The following is a 21,875-nucleotide window of genomic DNA, read 5'->3' on the forward strand; positions in this document are numbered from 1 at the left end:
AGTAACCTTTTATACACAATAACATAAAAGGTTACGTAAACATGACAATCTCTAAGTCTTTGATTGTTTCTTGTTTATCCGTTCTATCATTGAGTCTTTTCACACAACATACTCAAGCAGCATCTTCCGCATTTGACCCAAATGGTCAATGGCTGTTTGGTGATTGGAACGGTCAACGCACTGCGTTGCAAGAACAGGGTTACAAATTTTCTGCTGATTACACAGGTGAATTTGCAGGGGTTTTAGATTCTAAACAATACTCAAGCCACGGCAGTGAATTCACTGGACAATTGGCGTTGGGTACAAACTTCGACCTAAATAAAATTTTAGGTTGGCAAGATACTGAGGCGCAGATCACGGTGACATACCGTGATGGACAGTCTTTGTCACAAACCGCAGATGGCTTACAAGGTCACCAAAGTTCTGTACAAGAAGTTTGGGGGCGTGGTCAAACGTGGCGTTTAACCGACCTCTGGATCAAAAAGAAATTTTTAGATCAAGCTTTAGATATTAAAGTGGGTCGTTTTGGTGAAGGTGAAGATTTCAACAGTTTTAACTGTGATTTCCAGAACTTATCACTATGTGGTTCTCAGGTGGGTAACTGGATGGGTGACCAATGGTACAACTGGCCTGTGAGCCAATGGGCATTGCGTGTCAAATATAACCTACAGCCAGATCTTTATGCACAAATCGGGGTGTATGAATATAACCCTGAGAACTTACAGCGTGGCAAAGGTTTTAACCTAAGTACAGATGGCTCTCGTGGTGCGATTATTCCAGCAGAAGTGGTCTGGAATCCTAAGCTGGGTGCATTGTCTCTGCCAGGTGAATACCGTTTTGGTTATTACTACAGTACAGCGGATGCCGCAGAAATCGAGAATCCTGCCAAGACTGGACATAAACAAGGCGGTTGGTTTACTGCGAAACAACAGTTGACTCGTCATGATGGTCAGTCAGATCGTGGTTTAACTGGCTTTGTCAATGTCACAGTGCATGATTCTAAAACCAATGCCATCAAAGACATGCAAAATGTTGGATTGATCTATAAAGGCCTGTTAGATCAACGTCCTCAAGATGAGATTGCCTTAGGTGTTGCCCGCATCCACGCCAATGACAAAAACAATAGTCTATTGGATGAAGAATATAACACTGAGCTGTATTACGGCATTCATGCCACCAACTGGCTCACCATCCGTCCAAATATTCAATATGTCCACCATGTTGGTGCATTGAAGGACGGGGATAAGACTTGGGTTGGCGGTATTAAGTTCCAAACCATTTTCTAATTTTGATACTCGAGCAATTTTGCAGATGCAGTTCATACGATGGGCGATATCTGCAAAGTTCTTGTTGTGATTTGAACTCGACCATAAAAAGAGACTTTATTTGCTTTTTATGGATCTAAAATATAAAAGATGCAAGGTGATCTTATGAATCAATCTGCTTCAAAATCTGGGCTTAGAACCTTGACGGTGGTGATTACCGCCCTCATTGCACTGTTCTTGCTCGTTGGCGGTATCTGGCTCGCAGCAATTGGCGGGTCTTTTTATTATGTAATTGCAGGTGTACTGTTGCTCATTGTAGCAGTACAACTCTATAAACGTGCCTCAGGTCCATTATGGGTTTATGCGGCATTGATGTTAGGTAGTGTGGTTTGGGGTGTATGGGAAGTTGGGACCGACTTCTGGGCACTGGCACCACGCCTTGATATCCTTGGCATCTTAGGTTTGTGGTTACTCATTCCAGCGGTGACGCGTGGGATTGATAACCTCACTTCAAGTAAAGTGGCATTGTCATCGACTTTAGCCATTGCAATTGTGGTGATGGTGTACTCGATCTTTAATGATCCACAAGAAATTAATGGCGTGATTCAAACGCCACAGCCAGCACAAGCGAAAGCCGTGGATGGCATTGCCCCTGAAGATTGGCCTGCATATGGTCGTAGTCAGGGCGGTGAACGTTATTCTCCATTGACACAGATCAACGATAAAAACGTCAAAGATCTTAAAGTGGCTTGGACATTACGTACGGGTGATTTCCGAACTGAAAATGATTCGGGTGAAACCACGAACCAAGTAACACCAATCAAGATCGGCAATAACATGTTTATGTGTACCCCACATCAACATTTAATTTCGATTGACCCTGCAACGGGTAAGGAAAAATGGCGTTTTGATCCTAAACTCAAAACCGATAAAACCTTCCAGCATTTAACCTGTCGTGGTGTGATGTATTACGATGCTGCCAATACCACTGAATTTGCAACCAGCTTACAGGCGAAAAAGTCGACCTCAACCGAGTGTCCACGTAAAGTCTTTGTTCCTGTAAATGATGGTCGTTTAGTGGCAGTTAATGCAGATACAGGTAAAGCATGTTCTGACTTTGGTCAAAATGGCGAAGTGAATTTACAAGAATTCATGCCATATGCTTATCCAGGTGGTTATAACCCAACATCTCCAGGTGTGGTTTCTGGTACTACTGTGGTGATTGCAGGTTCAGTGACCGATAACCATTCGAATAAAGAGCCATCAGGTGTTATTCGTGGTTATGACGTGAACACAGGTAAATTATTGTGGGTATTTGATACAGGCGCAGCTGATCCAAATGCAATGCCAGGTCAAGACACTCAGTTTGTTCATAATTCACCAAATGCATGGGCGCCACTTGCCTATGACTCAAAACTAGATATCGTCTATGTCCCAACAGGTGTGGGTACACCAGATATCTGGGGTGGAGACCGTACTGAGTTGAAAGAGCGTTATGCGAACTCAATGCTGGCGATCAATGCTACGACAGGTAAACTGGTATGGCATTTCCAAACCACACATCATGATTTGTGGGATATGGACGTACCATCACAACCGTCATTGGCTGATATTCAAGATAAATCTGGTCAAACGGTTCCAGCGATTTATGTATTGACTAAAACAGGCAATGCCTTTGTTTTAGATCGTCGTAATGGTCAGCCGATTGTACCAATTACCGAGAAACCTGTTCCGCAAACTGTGAAATGGGGACCACAAACCAAAGGTGAGTTCTACTCAAAAACTCAACCATTCTCTGACTTTGATTTAGCACCGAAAGATAAATTGACGGATAAAGACATGTGGGGTGCCACCATGTTTGATCAGTTGATGTGTCGTGTGAAATTTAAACGTCTGAATTACGATGGTATCTATACACCACCTTCTGAAAATGGAACTTTGGTATTTCCTGGAAACTTAGGTGTGTTTGAGTGGGGTGGGATGTCAGTGAATGCTGATCGTCAGGTCGCAGTCATGAACCCGATTGGCTTGCCATTTGTGAGTCGTTTAATTCCAGCAGATCCAAACCGCCAACCTGTGGCGCGTGGTGCTGGTACTGAGCAGGGCATGCAACCGATGTATGGTACGCCATACGGTGTTGATATCAGTCCATTCTTATCTCCATTGGGTTTGCCATGTAAACAACCAGGATGGGGCTTTGTTGCTGGTGTGGACTTAAAAACACATGAAGTGGTATGGAAAAAACGTATTGGTACCATTCGTGACAGCTTGCCAACCTTATTCCAGTTACCACCAGTGAAAATTGGTGTACCAGGTTTAGGCGGTTCGATTTCGACTGCGGGTAATGTGATGTTTGTCGGTGCAACCCAAGATAACTACATTCGTGCATTCAATGTTTCAAATGGCGATAAATTGTGGGAAGCACGTTTACCTGCGGGTGGACAAGCCACACCAATGACATATGAAGCCAATGGCAAACAATATGTAGTGATTATGGCGGGTGGACATGGTTCATTCGGTACTAAAATGGGTGATTATTTGGTCGCTTATGCATTGCCAGATAAGAACTAATTTCATTTAGAAATTGAATGTCAAAGCTCAGATTCGTCTGGGCTTTTTCTTTTTATGGCAATTAGATAGGCTTATCAATAAAACCGTTATTAAATATGCAAAAAAAGCATTTTGTTGATGAATAAAAGCTCGCTATGCTAGTCGCCTTTATAATGAATGACTAGCCATACGCCATGTATTTATATACGGATTTCGATCAACAACTGATTAACCAACGTGTTGCTCAGTTTCGCGATCAAACAGAACGCTATTTAGCTGGAAAATTAACAGAAGACGAATATCGTCCATTACGTTTGCAAAATGGTCTGTACGTGCAACGTTATGCACCTATGCTCCGTATCGCTGTGCCGTATGGCTTGATGAATACTAAACAACTCAGAAAAATTGCTGAAATTGCGACAGAGTACGATCGTGGTTATGCTCACGTTTCAACCCGTCAAAATATTCAGTTGAACTGGCCGGCATTAGAAAATGTACCTGACATTCTAGCTGAGCTAGCAACGGTACAAATGCACGCCGTACAAACTTCAGGTAACTGTATCCGTAATACCACCACTGATCAGTTTGCAGGTGTGGTTGCAGGTGAGATTGCTGACCCACGCCCAACCTGTGAGCTGATTCGCCAGTGGAGTACGTTTCACCCTGAATTTGCTTTCTTGCCACGTAAGTTCAAAATTGCAGTATCTGCTTTAGAAGAAAAAGACCGTGCTGCAACAGCATTCCACGACATCGGTGTTTATCTGGTTCGTAATGATGCAGGTGAGATGGGCTATAAAATCATGGTCGGTGGTGGTCTGGGCCGTACCCCGATTATTGGTAGTGTGATCCGTGAGTTTTTACCACGCAAAGATTTAATTGCTTATTTAGAAGCGACCCTACGTGTCTATAACTTACATGGTCGTCGTGATAATAAATACAAAGCGCGTATCAAAATTTTGGTGAAAGCTTTGACACCAGAAGTGTTTGCACAAAAAGTGGAAGCTGAATTTGAGCACACGCGTGAAGCATTGAAGATTCAACCTGAAATTTTGAAAAAATTGGATGAAGAATTTACACCATTTGATTATCAAGATTTAGAAGATCAAGACTTCACAGACTTATTCGCTGCACATCCGAAATTCAAACAGTGGTTTAACGTTAATACCAATGCACATAAAGTGAAAGGTTATCGCATCGTGACGATTTCTTTGAAACGTGCGGGTATTGCACCGGGTGATGTCACGAGTGAAGAAATGAACTTAATTGCGGATTTGGCCGATAAATATACTTTCGGTGAGTTCCGTACCACGCACGAACAGAACATTTCATTGGTCGATGTGCCGCAGAAAGATCTATTTGAATTGTGGCAAACGCTTGAACACAGCGACATGGCACGTGCACATATCGGCTTTATTACCGATATTATCTGCTGCCCGGGTGGTGATTTCTGTTCATTGGCCAATGCCAAATCGATTCCAATTTCAGAAGCGATCAGTCGTCGTTTTGATGACCTAGACACTATTTATAATCTGGGTGAACTTGATCTGAATATTTCGGGTTGTATGAATGCCTGTGGTCATCACCATGTCGGTAACATCGGTATTTTGGGTGTCGATAAGAAAGGTGCTGAGTTCTATCAAATCACTTTAGGTGGTCATGCCGATCATGATGCATCACTCGGTGATATCTTAGGACCTTCTTTTGCCGCTGAAGTTGTACCAGATGTGATTGATGAAATCTTGAATACTTACCTTGACTTACGTACAGAAGGTGAGCGTTTTATCGATACCTATCGCCGTGTTGGGATTCAACCATTTAAGGAGCGTGCTTATGCTTAATACAACGCTACAAGTGCTGTTTAAAGATGGCACGATTGCTGACAATAGCTATCAAGTGATTGCTGAAGATGGAGCGATTCCACAAGGTGATGTGGTTGTAACAGCTGAACAGTTGGATCAATTGGCAAAGGTGCAAGGCAAAAAGGCGCTTTACATTACGGTGAATGATTCACCTGAAACCCATCAATTTCCATTGAATGAGCTAGATGCCATTTTTATTGAATTTGCTGGTTTTAATGATGGCCGTGGTTATTCATTCGCTGCCTTATTGCGTCGCCAAGGGTATCAAGGTGAATTACGTGCAGTCGGTGATATATTTAAGGATGTTTTAAACTATTTAAAACGTTCTGGCTTTGATACTTTTGTCGTCAAAGAAGGGAAAGATATTCATGAAGCTGCTGCAGGGCTTCAAGATTTTACCAATCCTTATCAAGCATCGACTGCTGTACCACAAGCAAGCTATCAAACTGGCGCATAAGCAGATTGAAAGAAAAAAGCTGAACCTTGGTTCAGCTTTTTTTGCTTTAATTGCTAAGTTCACAATGATTATTCATCTAACTGACAATTGATCATCCATTTAATTCCAAACTGATCAGTGAATGCGCCATAGAGCGCACCCCAGAAGGTTTTTTCTAAGGGCATCTCAATTTGGCCATTTGCAGACAAGGCATTGAATAATCGTTGTGCTTCGTCTTGTTCATCAGGATCAAGATTAATTGAAATATAGTGGTTGTTACCTTGGGTAAATACGCTATTTTGAGCGCAGAATTGATCATTAACATCTGAAGCCATCAATACGGTAAATTCATTGATGGGTAGGGAAACATGTAAAACCAAGTTCTTATCCGCTTCTGAAAGGCTGACGCCTTCAGTAGGTGGCATATCGCTATAACGGCTGAGCATGGCAAATTCACCACCAAACACAGATTTATAAAAATTGAATGCTTGTTCTGTTTGTCCTTTAAAATTTAGATAATGATTAAGTTGCATGTTGTACTCCTTGTTGTTTTTTTATACACAGCATAACTTATCGGGAATTTAACAATGGGTGCATTATTTTTTGTAATCCAAAAAATAAAAATCCTGCATCAAGCAGGATTTTTATTGCATTCAAAGGGCTTAGATTAATTCAATCGCAACCGCAGTCGCTTCACCACCACCGATACATAGGGCTGCAACGCCTTTCTTACCGCCAGTACGTTTAAGCGCGTGAATTAATGTCAGGATGATACGCGAGCCTGTAGAGCCAACAGGGTGACCCAATGCACATGCACCGCCATTGATATTGACTTTTTCAGCATCTAATTTGAAGTCATCGATTGGGCACATGGTTACCATGGCAAATGCTTCATTGATTTCCCATAGATCTACGTCTTGCGCATCCCAGCCTGCCTTTTTCAATACTTTTTCAATTGCACCGACAGGGGCAATCGTAAATTCAGATGGGTGTTGAGAATTTGACGCAGTTGCAAGAATCTTTGCCAAAGGTTGTAAACCACGTTGTGCAGCAACATCACTTGAGGTTAATACCAATGCTGATGCACCATCAGAAATTGAACTTGCGTTCGCAGCAGTAATCGTACCATCTTTTGCAAATGCTGGTTTTAATGATGGGATTTTATCGATTTTTGCACTTAATGGTTGTTCGTCTTGATCAACAACCACATCACCTTTACGGGTAGAAACTGTTACAGGAACGATTTCATCTTTGAAGTAACCTTCAGTAATCGCCTTTTGTGCACGCTGCAAAGAACGGATGGCAAAGTCATCCATCTGTTCACGGGTATAGCTACGTTTATTCGCCATATCTTGGGCAAATGAACCCATTAAACGACCAGTTTCAGCATCTTCCAAACCATCAAGGAACATATGATCCTTAATTTCACCATGACCCATACGGTAGCCAGCACGTGCTTTTGGTAATACATATGGTGCATTGGTCATTGATTCCATACCACCTGCAACCACGATCTCTGCACTCCCTGCTTTAATCATATCTGCTGCTTGCATCACCGCTTTCATGCCAGAACCACACAATTTGTTAATGGTCACTGCACCGGTAGAGTCTGGTAAGCCCGCTTTACGCATTGCTTGGCGCGCAGGGCCTTGTTTTAAGCCTGCAGGTAAAACACAACCCATGATTACTTCTTCTACATCAGTCGGTTGCAGGCCAGAACGGGCAATTGCTTCTTTAATGGTAACTGCACCTAATTCTGGCGCTGTAACACCAGATAATGCACCTTGGAAGCCGCCCATTGCTGTACGAGCGCCATTAATGATTACGATATCAGTCATGATGTGTCTCCACACTTATAATTTATAAAAATGTTCCAAACTTAAGCAGTATAGTAAAAAAAGGATGGGAATAAAGTGTTTTACTTATTTTAGGCTAGACTGAGGAGTTTTTAGCAACTTGATAACTTTTCAAAACGAATATTGCCCATACGGCTCAAGACAATCTTCGTATGGTGCTGAGGGGATTCAGAGCAGTAGACAAAGCTGCCATTGGAGGCAAAGGGAAGGCCGTTCTCAGCTTGAAAAACAAGAGAGTTGGGGCTTCGTCCAAAAGACCTAAAGTTGAGGTAACCATATTTATGGTTCAAAGGGACGCTAAAGAGGAGAGTCTCATTCTGATCACGTTGGTTGTTTCGATTAATATCAATAAATCCGATAAAACCTTTATTCCAATTTGTGTCACAGTTCTCGAAATTTGAACTTGGGCACAGCATCACATTTTTATGATGAAGTTGTGCATCCGTTTTTGCTTTTTGTATATGAATTGTGAGGATTCTTTTAAGGTGGTTTACTTCAGTAGAGATCATCATTTCACGAAAATGGGGGATTGCAGCAGTCATCAAAATTGTCAGAATTCCAAGGGTGATGACTAATTCAATCAAAGTAAAGCCAAATGGTTTAAACATATTTTACCTATCTATTTTTATTAATTTTTTTATTAACAGTGTGTTAAATGAAAACTTAATTTCGCTAGTGAGTATTTCTAAAAAAAAAATTAAGATATACTAAAGCATAAGTTCCTGAACAATAATTCAATCAGATACCCGATGGGAATTGAAAATTTACTGAACTACAACGGAAATTGTAAGAAATTTTGTCAATAATTTATGAGGTTAAAGTTATCAAGCACTTGGAAAATTCATCAAGTGTTTGTATGATTCAAAGTGAAGTGAATAGCTGAAAAAATAATACTGTAGAACACCTGTGTTCTCAGGACGAAAAATCATAGGCTGAGCTTACACAAAACAATTGTTATCTCTGGAGGATATCCATGAAATTGAGTCGTATTGCACTTGCTATGCTTGTTGCTGCTCCTTTAGCTGCTGCGAATGCGGGCATAACTGTAACTCCATTATTGGTTGGTTATAGCTGGCAAGACAGTAAGCATAATAATGACAACCTAACAACTCATGCTGAGTTGCAGGATGATTTATTTGTTGGTGCTGCATTAGGCGTTGAATTAACACCTTGGTTAGGTTTTGAAGTTGAATATAACCAAGTGAAAGGTGATCTTGACGGTACTGGCGTAGCTAATGCTGAATATAAACAACAGACAGTTGCTGGTAATTTCTATGCAACTTCTGACCTAATCACTAAAAACTATGACAGCAAAATTAAGCCGTACGTATTATTAGGTGCTGGTCAAACTAAAACTGATTTTGATGGTATCTATGAAGTTAAGAAAGATACTATTGGTAATGCTGGTTTAGGTGCTTTCTGGCGTTTAAACGATGCTTTATCACTTCGTACAGAAGCTCGTGGTACTTACGACTTTGATGAGAAGTATTGGAGATATACAGCACTTGCTGGCTTAAACGTAGTTCTTGGTGGTCACTTGAAACCTGCAGCTGCAGTAGTAGAAGTTACTCCAGTTGCTCCAACTCCAGTTGCTCCACAACCACAAGAGTTGACTGAAGATCTTAACATGGAACTTCGCGTATTCTTCGATACGAACAAGTCTGACATCAAGCCGCAATACAAGTCTGAAATTGCTAAAGTTGCAGAGAAGTTAGCTGAATACCCGAATGCGACTGCTCGTATTGAAGGTCACACAGATAACACTGGTCCACGTAAGTTGAACGAACGTTTATCTTTAGCGCGTGCTAACTCTGTTAAGTCAGCACTTGTAAATGAATACAACGTGAATGCAACTCGTTTGACAACTCAAGGTTTCGCTTGGGATCAACCGATTGCTGACAACAAAACTAAAGAAGGTCGTGCTATGAACCGTCGCGTATTCGCTGCGATCACTGGTAGCCGTACTGTTCTTGTACAACCTGGTCAATAAGCTCAATAATTTGAGTTTATGAACTAAAAAAAGCGACTCGTTAGAGTCGCTTTTTTTTTATGGATATATAGGTTTTTGTAGCATTGATGTAAAACAAAAACATAAGGATTCAAAACTAGAATAATCTTGCCTTAACTTTGGATACATTGTGGGAATTATTTAGTTTTATTGAAAAGATTTTGATACCTTGTTAAAATTTTGATTAAAAAGTGATAAGCTCTCACAGCTTTATTAGATGTTGTTAAAATAGAATTTTCTAGATTTTTGGGAGAGAAATAAGTGGTTTTTTCAGTGGCTGCTAACTAAATGTTGTCAAATACTTGGAAAATTGATCAGGTATTTGTATGATTCAACATAAAGTGAATGACTGAAAAAGATACAATAAGATTATTTCTCAGTATTCAAAAACTATTAGAGTTTAGAGAACAAACAATTTTTTGTTTTTTGGAGGATATTCCATGAAAATGAGTCGTATTGCACTTGCTATGCTTGTTGCTGCTCCTTTAGCTGCTGCGAATGCGGGTGTAACAGTCACTCCATTAATGCTTGGTTATCACTGGTACCCTGAGAATGCTCAGGACAAAATGCGTGATACTTTAACAGATCGTGATCCGCAGGGTCGTGGTGATGCTGGAAGCTTAAAAAATGGCGTTGCGTTACAGAGTGATTTACTTGTTGGTGCTGCAATTGGTGTTGAGTTAACTCCTTGGTTACAAGCAGAGATTGAATATCAACAAACGAAAGCTGACGCAGCTCGTAATGAGAAAACTAACTTTAATGGTCAGCCGTGGGATGCTAAGCAACAAACTTTAAGTTTGAATGCAATTGCTACTGCTGATGTGTTTACTGGTAATTATGACAGTAAAATCAAGCCGTATGCTTTATTAGGTGTTGGTCATTCTAAAATTACAGTAGATAACCCAGGTTGGGATCGTCGTTCATATGACACAATCAGCAACTTAGGTGGTGGTGTGTTATGGCAAGTAAACGATGCTTTAACACTTCGTACAGAAGGTCGTGCAGTTTATAACTACGACAATAAGTGGTGGGAAGGTCAAGCCTTGGCAGCACTTCAAGTTGTTGTTGGTGGTCACTTGAAACCTGCTGCTGCCCCAGTGGTGGAAGTTGCTCCAGTTGAACCAACTCCAGTTGCTCCGCAACCACAAGAGTTGACTGAAGATCTTAACATGGAACTTCGTGTCTTCTTTGATACGAACAAATCTGTTATCAAACCACAATACAAAACTGAAATCGCTAAAGTTGCTGAGAAGTTAGCTGAGTTCCCGAATGCGACTGCTCGTATTGAAGGTCACACAGATAACACTGGTCCACGTAAGTTGAACGAACGTTTATCTTTAGCGCGTGCTAACTCTGTTAAGTCTGCACTTGTAAATGAATACAACGTGAATGCAACTCGTTTGACAACTCAAGGTTTCGCTTGGGATCAACCGATTGCTGATAACAAAACTAAAGAAGGTCGTGCTATGAACCGTCGCGTATTCGCTGCGATTTCTGGTAGCCGTACTGTTTTAGTACAACCAGGTCAACAAGCTCAGTAATTTGAGTTTATGAACTGAAAAAAAGCGACTCGTCAGAGTCGCTTTTTTTATATGAGAGATTTAAGTAATAAAACATTGGGATTCTCCTTTTTGTTTAATGGGTTTAAGGTATTTCAATTACTATCAATTATTTACCATATCTCTTTTTTTAACTGCTGCTTAGTATTTTGTCTTTCACGACGATGTTGTGCTCGAGGCTTCTCGGTTTCATGAACTCCACCTTTGTGTAATAAAGGTGAAAGCGCTACAGGATTACGGACCTTAATTTTTGGCATTTCTTTGAGTTTCATTTGATTATCCTTTGATACATAAAATTTGTTTAAGGGTATGCACAATTTCAATCAAGTCAGATTGGTTGGCCATGACTTGATCAATATCTTTATAAGCAGCTGGAATTTCATCAATCACTGCACTGTCCTTTCGGCATTCGATGCCTTGGGTCTGCTGAATCAAGTCATCTTGGCTAAACAGCAGTTTTGCCTTGCTGCGGCTCATTTTTCGTCCTGCACCATGTGAACATGAACAGAAGGACTCAGGATTCGCTTTACCTTTAACGATATAAGAACGAGCTCCCATTGAACCTGGAATGATGCCTAATTCATCTTGGCCCGCTCGAATTGCCCCCTTACGTGTGATTAAGAGATCCTCACCAAAATGAGTTTCTTGACTGACGTAATTATGGTGGCAATTAATCGCTTCTTTGGTCATTTGAAAAGGGGGGAGTAATGGTCGAATTGCCTCTAAAATTAGACGCATCATTTCACGTCGATTTTCAAACGCATATTCTTGTGCCCACTCAACGGCTTCCACATAATCATTAAAGCTATTTGAACCTTCCGCAAAATAACTCAAATCTTTATCTGGTACATGTCCAAATCGATGCTGAGCTTCTTTCTTTGCCAGTTCGATGAAGTAGGTTCCAATGACATTGCCTAAGCCACGGCTGCCTGAATGTAGCATCACCCAGACATCCTGATTTTCATCAAGGCAGAGTTCGATAAAGTGATTACCCCCACCTAAAGTTCCCAGTTGTTTCTGCCAAGTGGCATCAAACTTTCTTAACATTCGAACTAAGCCGGGATGTTTTTTAATGATCGGTTGTAAGCGTTTTTCAAGCGGAATAATGCTCGAAGCTTTTGCTTTCACCTGTTTGTGTAATTCAAAGCCTACAGGGACTTTGCGTTCGATTGCATGACGTAGCGGTGCAAGGTTGTCTGGAAGCTGTGACGCTTTTAGATTGAGCCTTATTGCGTTCATTCCACAACCAATATCAACACCTACAGCAGCAGGAATGATGGCGTGTTTGGTCGGAATGACGCTGCCTACGGTAGCACCTTTACCCACATGTACATCAGGCATCACGGCAATATGTGAATAAACAAATTGCAGTTGTGCCATTTTTTTCAGTTGTTCAATACTTTCGCTATCAATATCGTTGGTGAAGATTTTCACTGGAATGCCATATTGTGCATCTGCATTGAGTATTTTTTGTATGCCCATTTTCTTGTCTCGGGTAGGAGGGGCTGTTGGCATTTCACAGATGTTTGCGACAACGGACATTTTTAGATGATACAAGGCATGGCTTGTGCAATTTAGTCATTCTAAATAAACAAGACATAACGTAGTAGCAGCAAAAAATGCCCTTGTCCCAAAGGGTTATAGCTAAAATCTCCCTAAACTGCGTTATGAAACTTGGTAAGGGGGTGCTATTACCAGCGTTTCATGCCTTGTTTATGTCGTTTTAGCTAATAACGCAACACATGGTTGAAATGTCAACAGACCCTCTTTATTTTCCGTCCGAATAGGCATAAAAAAACCTAGCGAATGCTAGGTTGAATAGAGCATTCGGACAAGTGATCAATCGATTTGTACACTTGTCCGTGAGTCGACAGTGCCAAACCTTATTGTGTGGTTCCTTGTGGTAATGGCATGTTGTCGTCCTCCTATCATATGGTGCCGTTGAAAATATGAGCGAGATTTTACTCATATTTTCAATTGGGTCAAGTAAAAAAGCGGTTTTTTATTCGCCTTCTTTCACATTCATATCTTTATATGCAATCAGTTTAGTCTTGTGTTTCCACTTATAACCCAGCCAAATCGCTAAGAATAATGGAATACTAATATAGGTTGAAATTAAACCTAACCAGTCAATTTTTCCGCCAAGTAAAGCTTGGTAGTTTTGACCTAAGATGATGATTGAACAAAGAATAAATGCAAACCAAGGTGCAAATGGGAAGAATTTGGCACGGTAAGCCAGATCTTCAACTTTATAACCCTGAGCAATATAGCCTTTACGGAAGCGGTAGTGTGAAATCGCAATACCTAGCCAGACAATGAAGCCACACATCCCAGACATGTTGAGTAACCAGTTGAAGACTTGTTTCTCGCCAATAAAGGTGGTTAGGAAGCACAGTGCAGCAACCGCAGTGGTCGCATAGAGTGCATTCATTGGTACGCCACGGCCATCTAGTCTTGAGAACCACTTAGGTGCACGACCTTGTTTTGCCATATCAAATAACATACGGGTAGAAGAATACATGCCCGAGTTACCAGCAGATAAGATCGCACTCAGAATAACCGCATTCATCAAACTTGCTGCAAAGGCAAAGCCTGCTTTTTCATACAATAAGGTGAATGGTGAGAGGGCAATATCTTCACTTTGCGCTGCTTTTAATAGCAGTGGATCATCATAGCTGACCAATGTACCGATGATGAAAATACAAAGGATATAGAACAGTAAAATACGCCAGAAGATTTGTTTAATTGCCAATGGAATGGTCTTTTTAGGATCTTTCGATTCACCTGCGGCAACCCCAACCATTTCAGTTCCCTGAAAGGAGAATCCAGCAATCATGGCCACACCGATTAAGGCTTGCAAACCACCCACAAAAGGCGCTTCTTTATAAGTCCAGTGCTGAAATACCGATACATTGGGTGTCATCATGATTTTAAAAATCATCCAGATACCAATAATGATAAACACGATAATCGCAATCACTTTGATCAAAGAGAATAAGAATTCACTTTCACCAAACCCTTTGACTGTTAAGGCGTTAATTCCAAAAATGATGGCAAGGAAAATGGCACTCCAGTAGAAACCTGGAATATCAGGGAACCAAAACTTCATGATGAACTGAACTGCAACCAGTTCAAAGGCAACCGTAATCGCCCAGTTATACCAATAGTTCCAACCTAAGGCGAAACCAAAGCCATCTTCGACATAGCGGCTACCATAGGTAAAGAATGCACCAGATGTTGGATTGTGCGTGGCTAACTCACCTAAGCTGGTCATCAAGAAATAAATCATGATACCGATGAGGGCATAGGCCAATAACGCACCACCTGGGCCCGCTGTAGCAATGGTTGAACCTGAAGCAAGGAATAAGCCTGTGCCGATCGATCCACCAATGGCAATCATGTTCAGGTGTCGAGCCCCGAGCTTCCGCTGAAGGTGTTGAGGAGCAGATGTATCGCTCATAAAAATTCCTTAAAATGTTTATTTTGCACAGGCATATAACACCTTGAATCCTTGTTGATCGGCTTTCACCAGACATTCACCAAAGCTTTGTTCAATGAGAGGAGGGTAGTTTAGAAAACGATTTGCTACGATCCATAATTCACCTGAATTTTTCAGATGTCTTTTCGCACGTTGGCAAAGTTCCTCACTCGCATCGTAATTGGTATGAATTCCCTGATGAAAAGGCGGATTGCTGACGATCGCATCTAAATCATTCGGTGCATCTACAAAACCGGTGACAGCTTGCAGATTTAACTGAGTTAAATTGAGACCATTTCGTTGAAAGGTCAGTTCAGTAGACCGTAATGCAAATGCATCAACATCAAGTGCAAAAATTTGCCGATTCGAATCTAGTTTGGCCAAATAGGCACTAATAATTCCAGCGCCACAACCAAAGTCGGCAATCTTACCTGATTTTACTTGACTAAGGTAAGGGACTAATACGGCTGTTCCGACATCTAAATGATCTTGACTAAATACACCAGGCAAGGCACAGATATTTAACTGTTCTTGATCTATTTGAACTGTATAAGTTTTTAACCAGTGTTCAAGTGGTTTTAACTGCTCTGTTCTTTCGATCTTCATTTGCCAAAGTTGGCAGTGACGTGCACTGTCAAGTTTTAGTGTTTTGCCATATTGCAATAATTGTTTTGCTGCCCGCTCAACGCCCCCTTTTTTTTCACCAACCAGAAAAATATTTTGATCAAGTTTTAAATGGCTAACCACAACGTGCAGAATATAATTCAGGAGTTCTTTAGACTTTGGAACGAAAATAACAACCTGATCAAACTGTGCTTGTGGGAATTCCACGGAAAAATGAGAGCGAATTCCAGAGCTGATAAAACCTTGATGATCAGCATAATTCCAAGTCCATACTGAGGCTTGGACTTTATTGGGTAAAGTTTTGGCGAGTTGATCATTTGGGGCATTAATCAGTAAAACTTGCCCGCTTAAATAATCTTGTTGTCTGATGACAACTTCACTACGTGGATCCATTTTGATCTCTCATCAAAAACAAAGCCCAGTCGTGAAACTGGGCACTTGTGATGGTTGGATGATTATTTATGTGTTTCAGGTAAAACAATATTTAAAATTAGGGCCGCGATACCACCTGTTGCAACACCTGAACTGAAAATATTCTTAAATAATTCAGGTAGGTGCTCAAGAATCTGTGGTACTTGTGCAACACCGAGACCGAGCGCGAGTGAAATCGCAATAATCAACAATGCACGACGGTCAAGGTGAATACTGGAAAGAATATTGATACCAGACGCAGCAACAGCCCCAAACATCACCATAACAGCGCCACCAAGTACCGCTTGCGGTACGGCTTGAATCACGGCAGCAACAGCAGGGAATAAGCCTAGAATCACCAAGAGTACGGCAATCCAAATCCCGACATAGCGACTTGCTACACCTGTCAATTGAATCACGCCATTGTTTTGTGCAAATACTGAACTTGGGAAAGTATTAAAGATACCTGCTAAGAAAGAGTTAGCGCCATTGACCAATACACCACCTTTAATGCGTTGCATCCAGATCGGGCCATCGACCGGCTGATTAGATATTTTACTGGTCGCAGTAACATCACCAATCGCTTCGAGAGAAGTAACTAAATAGATGAATGCCATTGGAATGAACAAACTCCATGAGAAGCTGAGTCCAAAATGCATCGGTGTTGGAATTTGAATTAAAGGTGCATCATTCAGTACTGAAAAGTTTAAATGGCCCATGAATCCAGCAAGAATATAGCCAATCACCAGTGCGATTAAAATTGCTGAACTTTTTACCCAAATAATTTTGATACGATTTAATAGAATAATAATGCCAAGCACGGTGCATGACATAATTAGGTTATCTGCATTGGCAAAGGTGTTGTCCTGCATTGCGGTATAACCACCGCCCATGCTAATCAAGCCTTCTTTAATCAAAGTAAGACCAATCAACAGCACCACAATACCAGTGACTAACGGCGTAATCAGCTTTTTTACCCATGGCAAAATTCGAGAAACGCCCATTTCAATAAATGAACCCGCAATCACAACACCAAAAATGGCTGCCATGACTTGCTCAACAGGTGTACCCGCAGCAACCATTGCACTCCCAATACCAATAATTGGGCCGATAAAGTTAAAACTTGTACCTTGGACAATGAGGAGTCCAGCACCAAATGGACCAACCTTTTTACACTGTAAAAAGGTTGCAATTCCTGAAATGATTAAAGACATCGAAAGGATCATGTTGGTGTCTTCGCGAGAGACGCCAAGTGCTAAACAAATCAGTAATCCAGGGGTGACAATCGGGACTAAAATCGCTAAAAGATGCTGTAAAGCGGCTAAAAATGCAACAAAAGGTTTCGGTCGATCATTGAGTCCATAGACCAGATCAAGCTGCTGCTGAGGTTGTGAATTCGACATGGGAGTATAAAAAGCGAGAGGCATTAGTGGAATATTCTAATAGAGTTAGTTCGCTTTACCAACGATTCTATGACACTTCGTCAGAAAAAAAGTGCACTGTCAATAAACTGTCACTACTAAAGTTTAGTATTTTTCTGTATAATTTGCCCTCAAATTTAAAGCGTATCGAATTTTACATGTCAGATATTAAAACTCTCCGTAACATTGCCATTATTGCGCACGTCGATCATGGTAAGACGACTCTAGTCGACAAACTTTTACAACAATCAGGTGCTCTTGGTGATCGCGCAGGCGAGATTGAACGTGTTATGGATTCTAACGCGCTTGAGTCTGAACGTGGTATTACCATTCTTGCAAAAAACACTGCAATCAAATGGTTAGACGCACGTACAAACACCGAATACCGCATTAATATTGTGGACACCCCAGGACACGCCGACTTCGGTGGTGAAGTTGAACGTGTAATGTCGATGGTTGACTGCGTATTGCTTCTTGTAGACTCACAAGAAGGTCCAATGCCACAAACTCGTTTCGTAACGCAAAAAGCGTTCGCACGTGGTTTGAAGCCAATCGTGATTATCAACAAAGTCGACAAGCCAAGCGCGCGTCCAGATTGGGTAATCGACCAAGTATTTGATTTGTTTGATAACCTTGGTGGTACAGACGAACAGTTAGACTTCCCAATCGTTTATGCTTCTGGTCTTCGTGGTGTTGCTGGTCCTTCACCAGAAGAATTAGCGGAAGACATGACACCGTTGTTCCAAACGATTGTAGATATCGTTGAACCACCAGCAGTTGATGTTGATGGTCCATTCCAAATGCAGATTTCATCACTTGACTATAACAGTTTCGTAGGTGTAATCGGTGTTGGTCGTATCCAGCGCGGTTCAGTAAAATTAAACACTCAAGTGACTGTAATTGATAAAGAAGGTAAGACTCGTAACGGTCGTATCTTAAAAATCATGGGTTACCACGGTTTAGAGCGTGTTGATGTAGAATCTGCATCAGCTGGTGACATTATCTGTATTACAGGTATTGATGCATTAAACATTTCTGACACGATTTGTGATCCGAAGAATGTAGAAGCTTTACCGCCATTGTCTGTAGATGAGCCAACAGTTTCGATGACGTTCCAAGTAAACAACTCACCATTTGCTGGTAAAGAAGGTAAGTTTGTAACTTCACGTAACATTCGTGAACGTCTTGATCGTGAATTGATTCACAACGTAGCATTACGTGTTGAAGATACTGACAGCCCAGACCGTTTCAAAGTTTCTGGTCGTGGTGAACTTCACCTTTCAGTATTGATCGAAAACATGCGTCGTGAAGGCTTCGAAATGGGCGTATCACGTCCACAAGTAATCATGAAAGAAATCGATGGCGAAAAACAAGAGCCATTCGAAAACGTAACTTTTGACGTTGAAGAACAACACCAAGGTTCTGTAATGGAACAAATGGGCTTCCGTAAAGGTGAGATGACCAATATGGAAGTTGACGGTAAAGGCCGTATCCGTATTGAAGCAACTGTACCTTCACGTGGTTTGATTGGTTTCCGTTCAGAATTCTTAACCATGACTTCTGGTACAGGGATCATGACATCAAGCTTCTCGCATTACGGTCCAGCAAAAGCAGGTACTGTTGCGAAGCGTCAAAACGGTGTGTTGATCTCTATGGTTCAAGGGACTTGCTTGGGCTATGCACTCTTCACACTTCAAGACCGTGGTCGTCTGTTCGCTAAACCACAGTTAGAAGTATATGAAGGTATGATCATCGGTATTAACTCTCGTTCTGATGACATGGTTGTTAACCCAACTAAAGCGAAGCAGTTAACTAACGTTCGTGCATCAGGTACTGATGAAGCTTTGACTTTAACACCTGCAATGGAATACACGCTTGAACAAGCGCTTGAATTCATTGAAGATGATGAATTAGTTGAAGTAACTCCAAAATCGATTCGTATTCGTAAGCGTTACTTAACTGAAAACGAACGTAAGCGTAACCGCGATAAATAATTTTTCTTCACTGAAAAATGACAAAACCGCTAAATTTATTTAGCGGTTTTTTATTGCATAAACCTAAGGGGAGGGACATGCTTAAACACATATTTTTATTAAAATAAAAAGTGTTGTTAAACTGTGAAATAACTTTCTTTTTTTGATAAAAATATTAAATTATCAACATTATGTGGATAACTGCGCCTGTGTAATAAACAATGCAAAAACAGGCTGCGATCAAGTTCAACTCTGGAGAGTTATAGATGAGTATTATTAAAGAATTTAAAGAATTTGCCATCAAAGGCAATATGATGGATTTAGCGATTGGTGTCATCATTGGTGGTGCTTTCGGTAAAATCATTGATTCATTAGTGAAAGATATTGTGATGCCAGTGATTTCATGGATCTTGGGTGGTGATGTGGATTACACCAATTGGTTCCTTATCCTCGGCGACAACCCGAACAATGTGACAACCCTGAAAGCAGCACAGGATGCAGGACTGAATGTATTTGCTTATGGTAGCTTCTTAACTATTCTGATTAACTTCTTGTTATTGGCATGGGTTGTATTCTTGTTGGTGAAAGTGATGAACCGTATCCGCAAACAAGAAGAGGCTGCGCCTGAGCCTGAAGCAACACCTGAAGATGTTCAATTGTTACGTGAAATTCGTGATGAGTTGAAAAAACAAGGTTAATTTGTCTTGAATAAAAAAACGGCATTTGAAATGCCGTTTTTTTATTGCCTATTAAAATAGATTGGCACTGGATAATGCGGTGAAAATCATCATTTCACATAGAAAAATTGCTGCTTTCATTTTAAGATGCTGTGCATATGATCGGGGGATTAACCAACATGAACCAATTATTTGTTTACGGCACGCTGTGCCCAAATCGAGAAAATGCCCATATTTTGGGTGGAATAGGCGGTGACTGGCAGCAGGCTTCGGTGCATGGCACCATTCATATTTTGGATTGGGGGCCAGATCAAGGTTTACCTGCAATGGTTTTGAATGAGGCTGATCCGTTGGTTGAAGGTTATTTGTTTAGCACAGAAAAATTAGAACAGAATTGGCAAATGTTGGATGATTTTGAAGGGATACAATATCAACGTGTAAAGGTTCAGGTTCAGTTGTCTGATGGCAGCACAAGATTGGCATGGACTTATGTGATGAAGCCTCAGGATTAAAAGGTTTATTCTTGGAACAGGCTGTTGAGCTTAAATTAGAATTTAAGCTCAACCCCAGCGATTATCTCAAACCATCCATACGGAATTTGACTTCGACCAGATGGAAGCCAAACTGGCTTTTAATCGGACCATGTAAAATACGCTCTGCTGCGCTAAAGACCAGTTTATCGATCACAGGGACCAACTGACCTTTTTTCACTTCACCGAGTTCACCACCACGTTTTGCTGAATTACAGGTTGAATATTGCTTGGCAACCTTGCTGAAATCCGCACCCGACTGAATCCGTTTTTTTAGCTGCTCAGCCAAGTCTTTGTCTTTAACTAGAATATGTCGAACAATCGCAGTTTGCATGATGTGTTCTCCTTCGTACATTTCATAAGCTTACGCTTTTTTTAACTTCAGTGGCTGGCATTGCGGGCAGAATACACTGGCACGCTGACCTAATTTCATATTTTCCAATGTGGTTTCACAATTCACGCACATTTCACCAGCACGCCCATAGGCCAAAAGCGTCTGCTGAAAATAACCATTTTCACCCATCGCATTGCTATAGTCACGTAAGGTTGAGCCACCTAAGTCAATCGCCTGTTTTAAGATGCGTTTAACTTCAATGACCAATTTTTCCACTTGTGCTTTGCTCAGCGTCGAAGCAGGTTGTGCTGGATGAACCCCGATGTTGAATAAACTTTCAGTCGCATAAATATTGCCGACACCAACCACCACATGGTTATCCATCAAAGCAATTTTAATGCCGACATTCTTTTTACTCAGCTTTTCGTGTAAATAAGTTGCGTTAAAGTCTTCACTGAGTGGTTCAGGACCAAGCGTGTCGATCAATTTACTTTGATTCTGTTGGTCTAACCACAAAATACAGCCAAAGCGACGTGGATCATGATAGCGGAGTTGCAGATCTTCAAAATCAATCACCAGATGGTCATGCTTTCTGAGTGCTTCATTAGGTTCACATAGACGAAAGCTACCAGACATGCCCAGATGCCAGAGCATATGGTCTTGTTCAAATTCAGCTAAAATATATTTCGAGCGACGTTTAAGTTGAATCAAACGTTGTCCAACTAGCTTATTGAGATCGTTCGGAATGGGCCAACGTAAACTTGCATTCAAGACGTTGACTGCTTGAACACGTTGTTGCAACAGCGGCAGCAGGCTGGTTTTGGTGGTTTCAACTTCAGGAAGTTCGGGCATAGAAAGCTCAAGTTGTTTCAACAACAATACAATGAGGGCAAA

At 41.1% G+C, this 21,875-nt stretch carries 19 protein-coding genes; 9 read left to right on the forward strand and 10 right to left on the reverse strand.

What is annotated here, in order from left to right:
- Window positions 1–62: 62 nt before the first annotated feature.
- From F885_RS01950 to F885_RS01935, 4 genes are all read left to right on the forward strand, one after another.
- Window positions 63–1,286, forward strand: a complete 1,224-nt coding sequence (locus F885_RS01950) for a carbohydrate porin (protein WP_171068242.1) — start codon at window positions 63–65, stop codon at window positions 1,284–1,286.
- 144 nt (window positions 1,287–1,430) lie between these two features.
- Entirely contained in the window at window positions 1,431–3,836 is a 2,406-nt protein-coding gene (locus F885_RS01945) for a glucose/quinate/shikimate family membrane-bound PQQ-dependent dehydrogenase (RefSeq protein WP_005322535.1), read from the forward strand.
- A 173-nt stretch (window positions 3,837–4,009) separates the two neighbouring features.
- Window positions 4,010–5,653 carry a nitrite/sulfite reductase gene (locus tag F885_RS01940; RefSeq protein WP_005322538.1) on the forward strand — a complete coding sequence of 548 codons (1,644 nt, stop codon included), beginning with the start codon at window positions 4,010–4,012 and terminating at the stop codon, window positions 5,651–5,653.
- Complete coding sequence (locus tag F885_RS01935; protein ID WP_005322540.1) at window positions 5,646–6,131, forward strand: DUF934 domain-containing protein; 486 nt, start codon at window positions 5,646–5,648, stop codon at window positions 6,129–6,131. Before F885_RS01940 ends, F885_RS01935 begins: the two co-directional genes overlap by 8 nt.
- A 68-nt stretch (window positions 6,132–6,199) precedes the next feature.
- Here F885_RS01935 and F885_RS01930 read toward each other — a convergent pair whose 3' ends face one another.
- From F885_RS01930 to F885_RS01920, 3 genes are all read right to left on the reverse strand, one after another.
- Complete coding sequence (locus F885_RS01930; protein WP_005206105.1) at window positions 6,200–6,643, reverse strand: VOC family protein; 444 nt, start codon at window positions 6,641–6,643, stop codon at window positions 6,200–6,202.
- 129 nt (window positions 6,644–6,772) lie between these two features.
- Window positions 6,773–7,948, reverse strand: a complete 1,176-nt coding sequence (locus F885_RS01925; RefSeq protein ID WP_005322549.1) for a thiolase family protein — start codon at window positions 7,946–7,948, stop codon at window positions 6,773–6,775.
- A 110-nt stretch (window positions 7,949–8,058) separates the two neighbouring features.
- Window positions 8,059–8,574, reverse strand: coding sequence for a GspH/FimT family pseudopilin (locus F885_RS01920; protein WP_005322550.1), 516 nt, complete (start codon window positions 8,572–8,574; stop codon window positions 8,059–8,061).
- Window positions 8,575–8,939: 365 nt separating this feature from the next.
- Here F885_RS01920 and omp38 (F885_RS01915) point away from each other — a divergent pair, with 365 nt between their 5' ends.
- Together omp38 (F885_RS01915) and omp38 (F885_RS01910) are read left to right on the forward strand one after the other, a co-directional pair.
- Window positions 8,940–9,956, forward strand: coding sequence for an outer membrane protein Omp38 (gene omp38 / locus F885_RS01915; RefSeq protein WP_005206103.1), 1,017 nt, complete (start codon window positions 8,940–8,942; stop codon window positions 9,954–9,956).
- A gap of 458 nt (window positions 9,957–10,414) precedes the next feature.
- Window positions 10,415–11,515 carry an outer membrane protein Omp38 gene (gene omp38, locus F885_RS01910; RefSeq protein ID WP_004802880.1) on the forward strand — a complete coding sequence of 367 codons (1,101 nt, stop codon included), beginning with the start codon at window positions 10,415–10,417 and terminating at the stop codon, window positions 11,513–11,515.
- 131 nt (window positions 11,516–11,646) lie between these two features.
- Here omp38 (F885_RS01910) and F885_RS21085 read toward each other — a convergent pair whose 3' ends face one another.
- The 5 genes from F885_RS21085 to F885_RS01890 all read right to left on the reverse strand — a co-directional run bounded on the left by F885_RS21085 (window position 11,647) and on the right by F885_RS01890 (window position 17,449).
- Entirely contained in the window at window positions 11,647–11,805 is a 159-nt protein-coding gene (locus tag F885_RS21085) for a hypothetical protein (protein ID WP_005206101.1), read from the reverse strand.
- A 4-nt stretch (window positions 11,806–11,809) separates the two neighbouring features.
- Window positions 11,810–13,015 carry an RtcB family protein gene (locus tag F885_RS01905; protein ID WP_005322552.1) on the reverse strand — a complete coding sequence of 402 codons (1,206 nt, stop codon included), beginning with the start codon at window positions 13,013–13,015 and terminating at the stop codon, window positions 11,810–11,812.
- A 520-nt stretch (window positions 13,016–13,535) separates the two neighbouring features.
- Window positions 13,536–14,993 carry an amino acid permease gene (locus tag F885_RS01900; protein ID WP_005206090.1) on the reverse strand — a complete coding sequence of 486 codons (1,458 nt, stop codon included), beginning with the start codon at window positions 14,991–14,993 and terminating at the stop codon, window positions 13,536–13,538.
- Window positions 14,994–15,011: 18 nt separating this feature from the next.
- Window positions 15,012–16,028, reverse strand: coding sequence for a class I SAM-dependent methyltransferase (locus tag F885_RS01895; RefSeq protein WP_005322553.1), 1,017 nt, complete (start codon window positions 16,026–16,028; stop codon window positions 15,012–15,014).
- A 62-nt stretch (window positions 16,029–16,090) separates the two neighbouring features.
- Entirely contained in the window at window positions 16,091–17,449 is a 1,359-nt protein-coding gene (locus F885_RS01890; RefSeq protein WP_017402214.1) for a uracil-xanthine permease family protein, read from the reverse strand.
- Window positions 17,450–17,625: 176 nt separating this feature from the next.
- Between F885_RS01890 and typA the strand changes: the two genes are divergently transcribed.
- From typA to F885_RS01875, 3 genes are all read left to right on the forward strand, one after another.
- A complete protein-coding gene (gene typA, locus F885_RS01885) occupies window positions 17,626–19,461 on the forward strand; it encodes a translational GTPase TypA (RefSeq protein ID WP_017402215.1) in 1,836 nt (611 codons plus the stop codon).
- A 245-nt stretch (window positions 19,462–19,706) separates the two neighbouring features.
- Entirely contained in the window at window positions 19,707–20,138 is a 432-nt protein-coding gene (gene mscL, locus F885_RS01880) for a large conductance mechanosensitive channel protein MscL (protein ID WP_004652374.1), read from the forward strand.
- 158 nt (window positions 20,139–20,296) lie between these two features.
- Window positions 20,297–20,629, forward strand: a complete 333-nt coding sequence (locus F885_RS01875; RefSeq protein ID WP_005206086.1) for a gamma-glutamylcyclotransferase family protein — start codon at window positions 20,297–20,299, stop codon at window positions 20,627–20,629.
- Between the two features lie 61 nt (window positions 20,630–20,690).
- Here the strand turns inward: F885_RS01875 and F885_RS01870 are convergent, their stop codons facing one another.
- Both F885_RS01870 and mutM read right to left on the reverse strand, forming a co-directional pair.
- Window positions 20,691–20,981 carry a peptidylprolyl isomerase gene (locus F885_RS01870; RefSeq protein WP_004802898.1) on the reverse strand — a complete coding sequence of 97 codons (291 nt, stop codon included), beginning with the start codon at window positions 20,979–20,981 and terminating at the stop codon, window positions 20,691–20,693.
- 30 nt (window positions 20,982–21,011) lie between these two features.
- The gene (mutM, locus tag F885_RS01865; RefSeq protein ID WP_005322554.1) at window positions 21,012–21,833 is read right to left on the reverse strand and encodes a bifunctional DNA-formamidopyrimidine glycosylase/DNA-(apurinic or apyrimidinic site) lyase; all 822 of its coding nucleotides are present in this window, start codon (window positions 21,831–21,833) and stop codon (window positions 21,012–21,014) included.
- Between the last annotated feature and the right edge of the window lie 42 nt (window positions 21,834–21,875).

It is taken from the genome of Acinetobacter higginsii, from assembly GCF_000369845.1.
Taxonomy (GTDB): Bacteria; Pseudomonadota; Gammaproteobacteria; order Pseudomonadales; family Moraxellaceae; genus Acinetobacter; species Acinetobacter higginsii.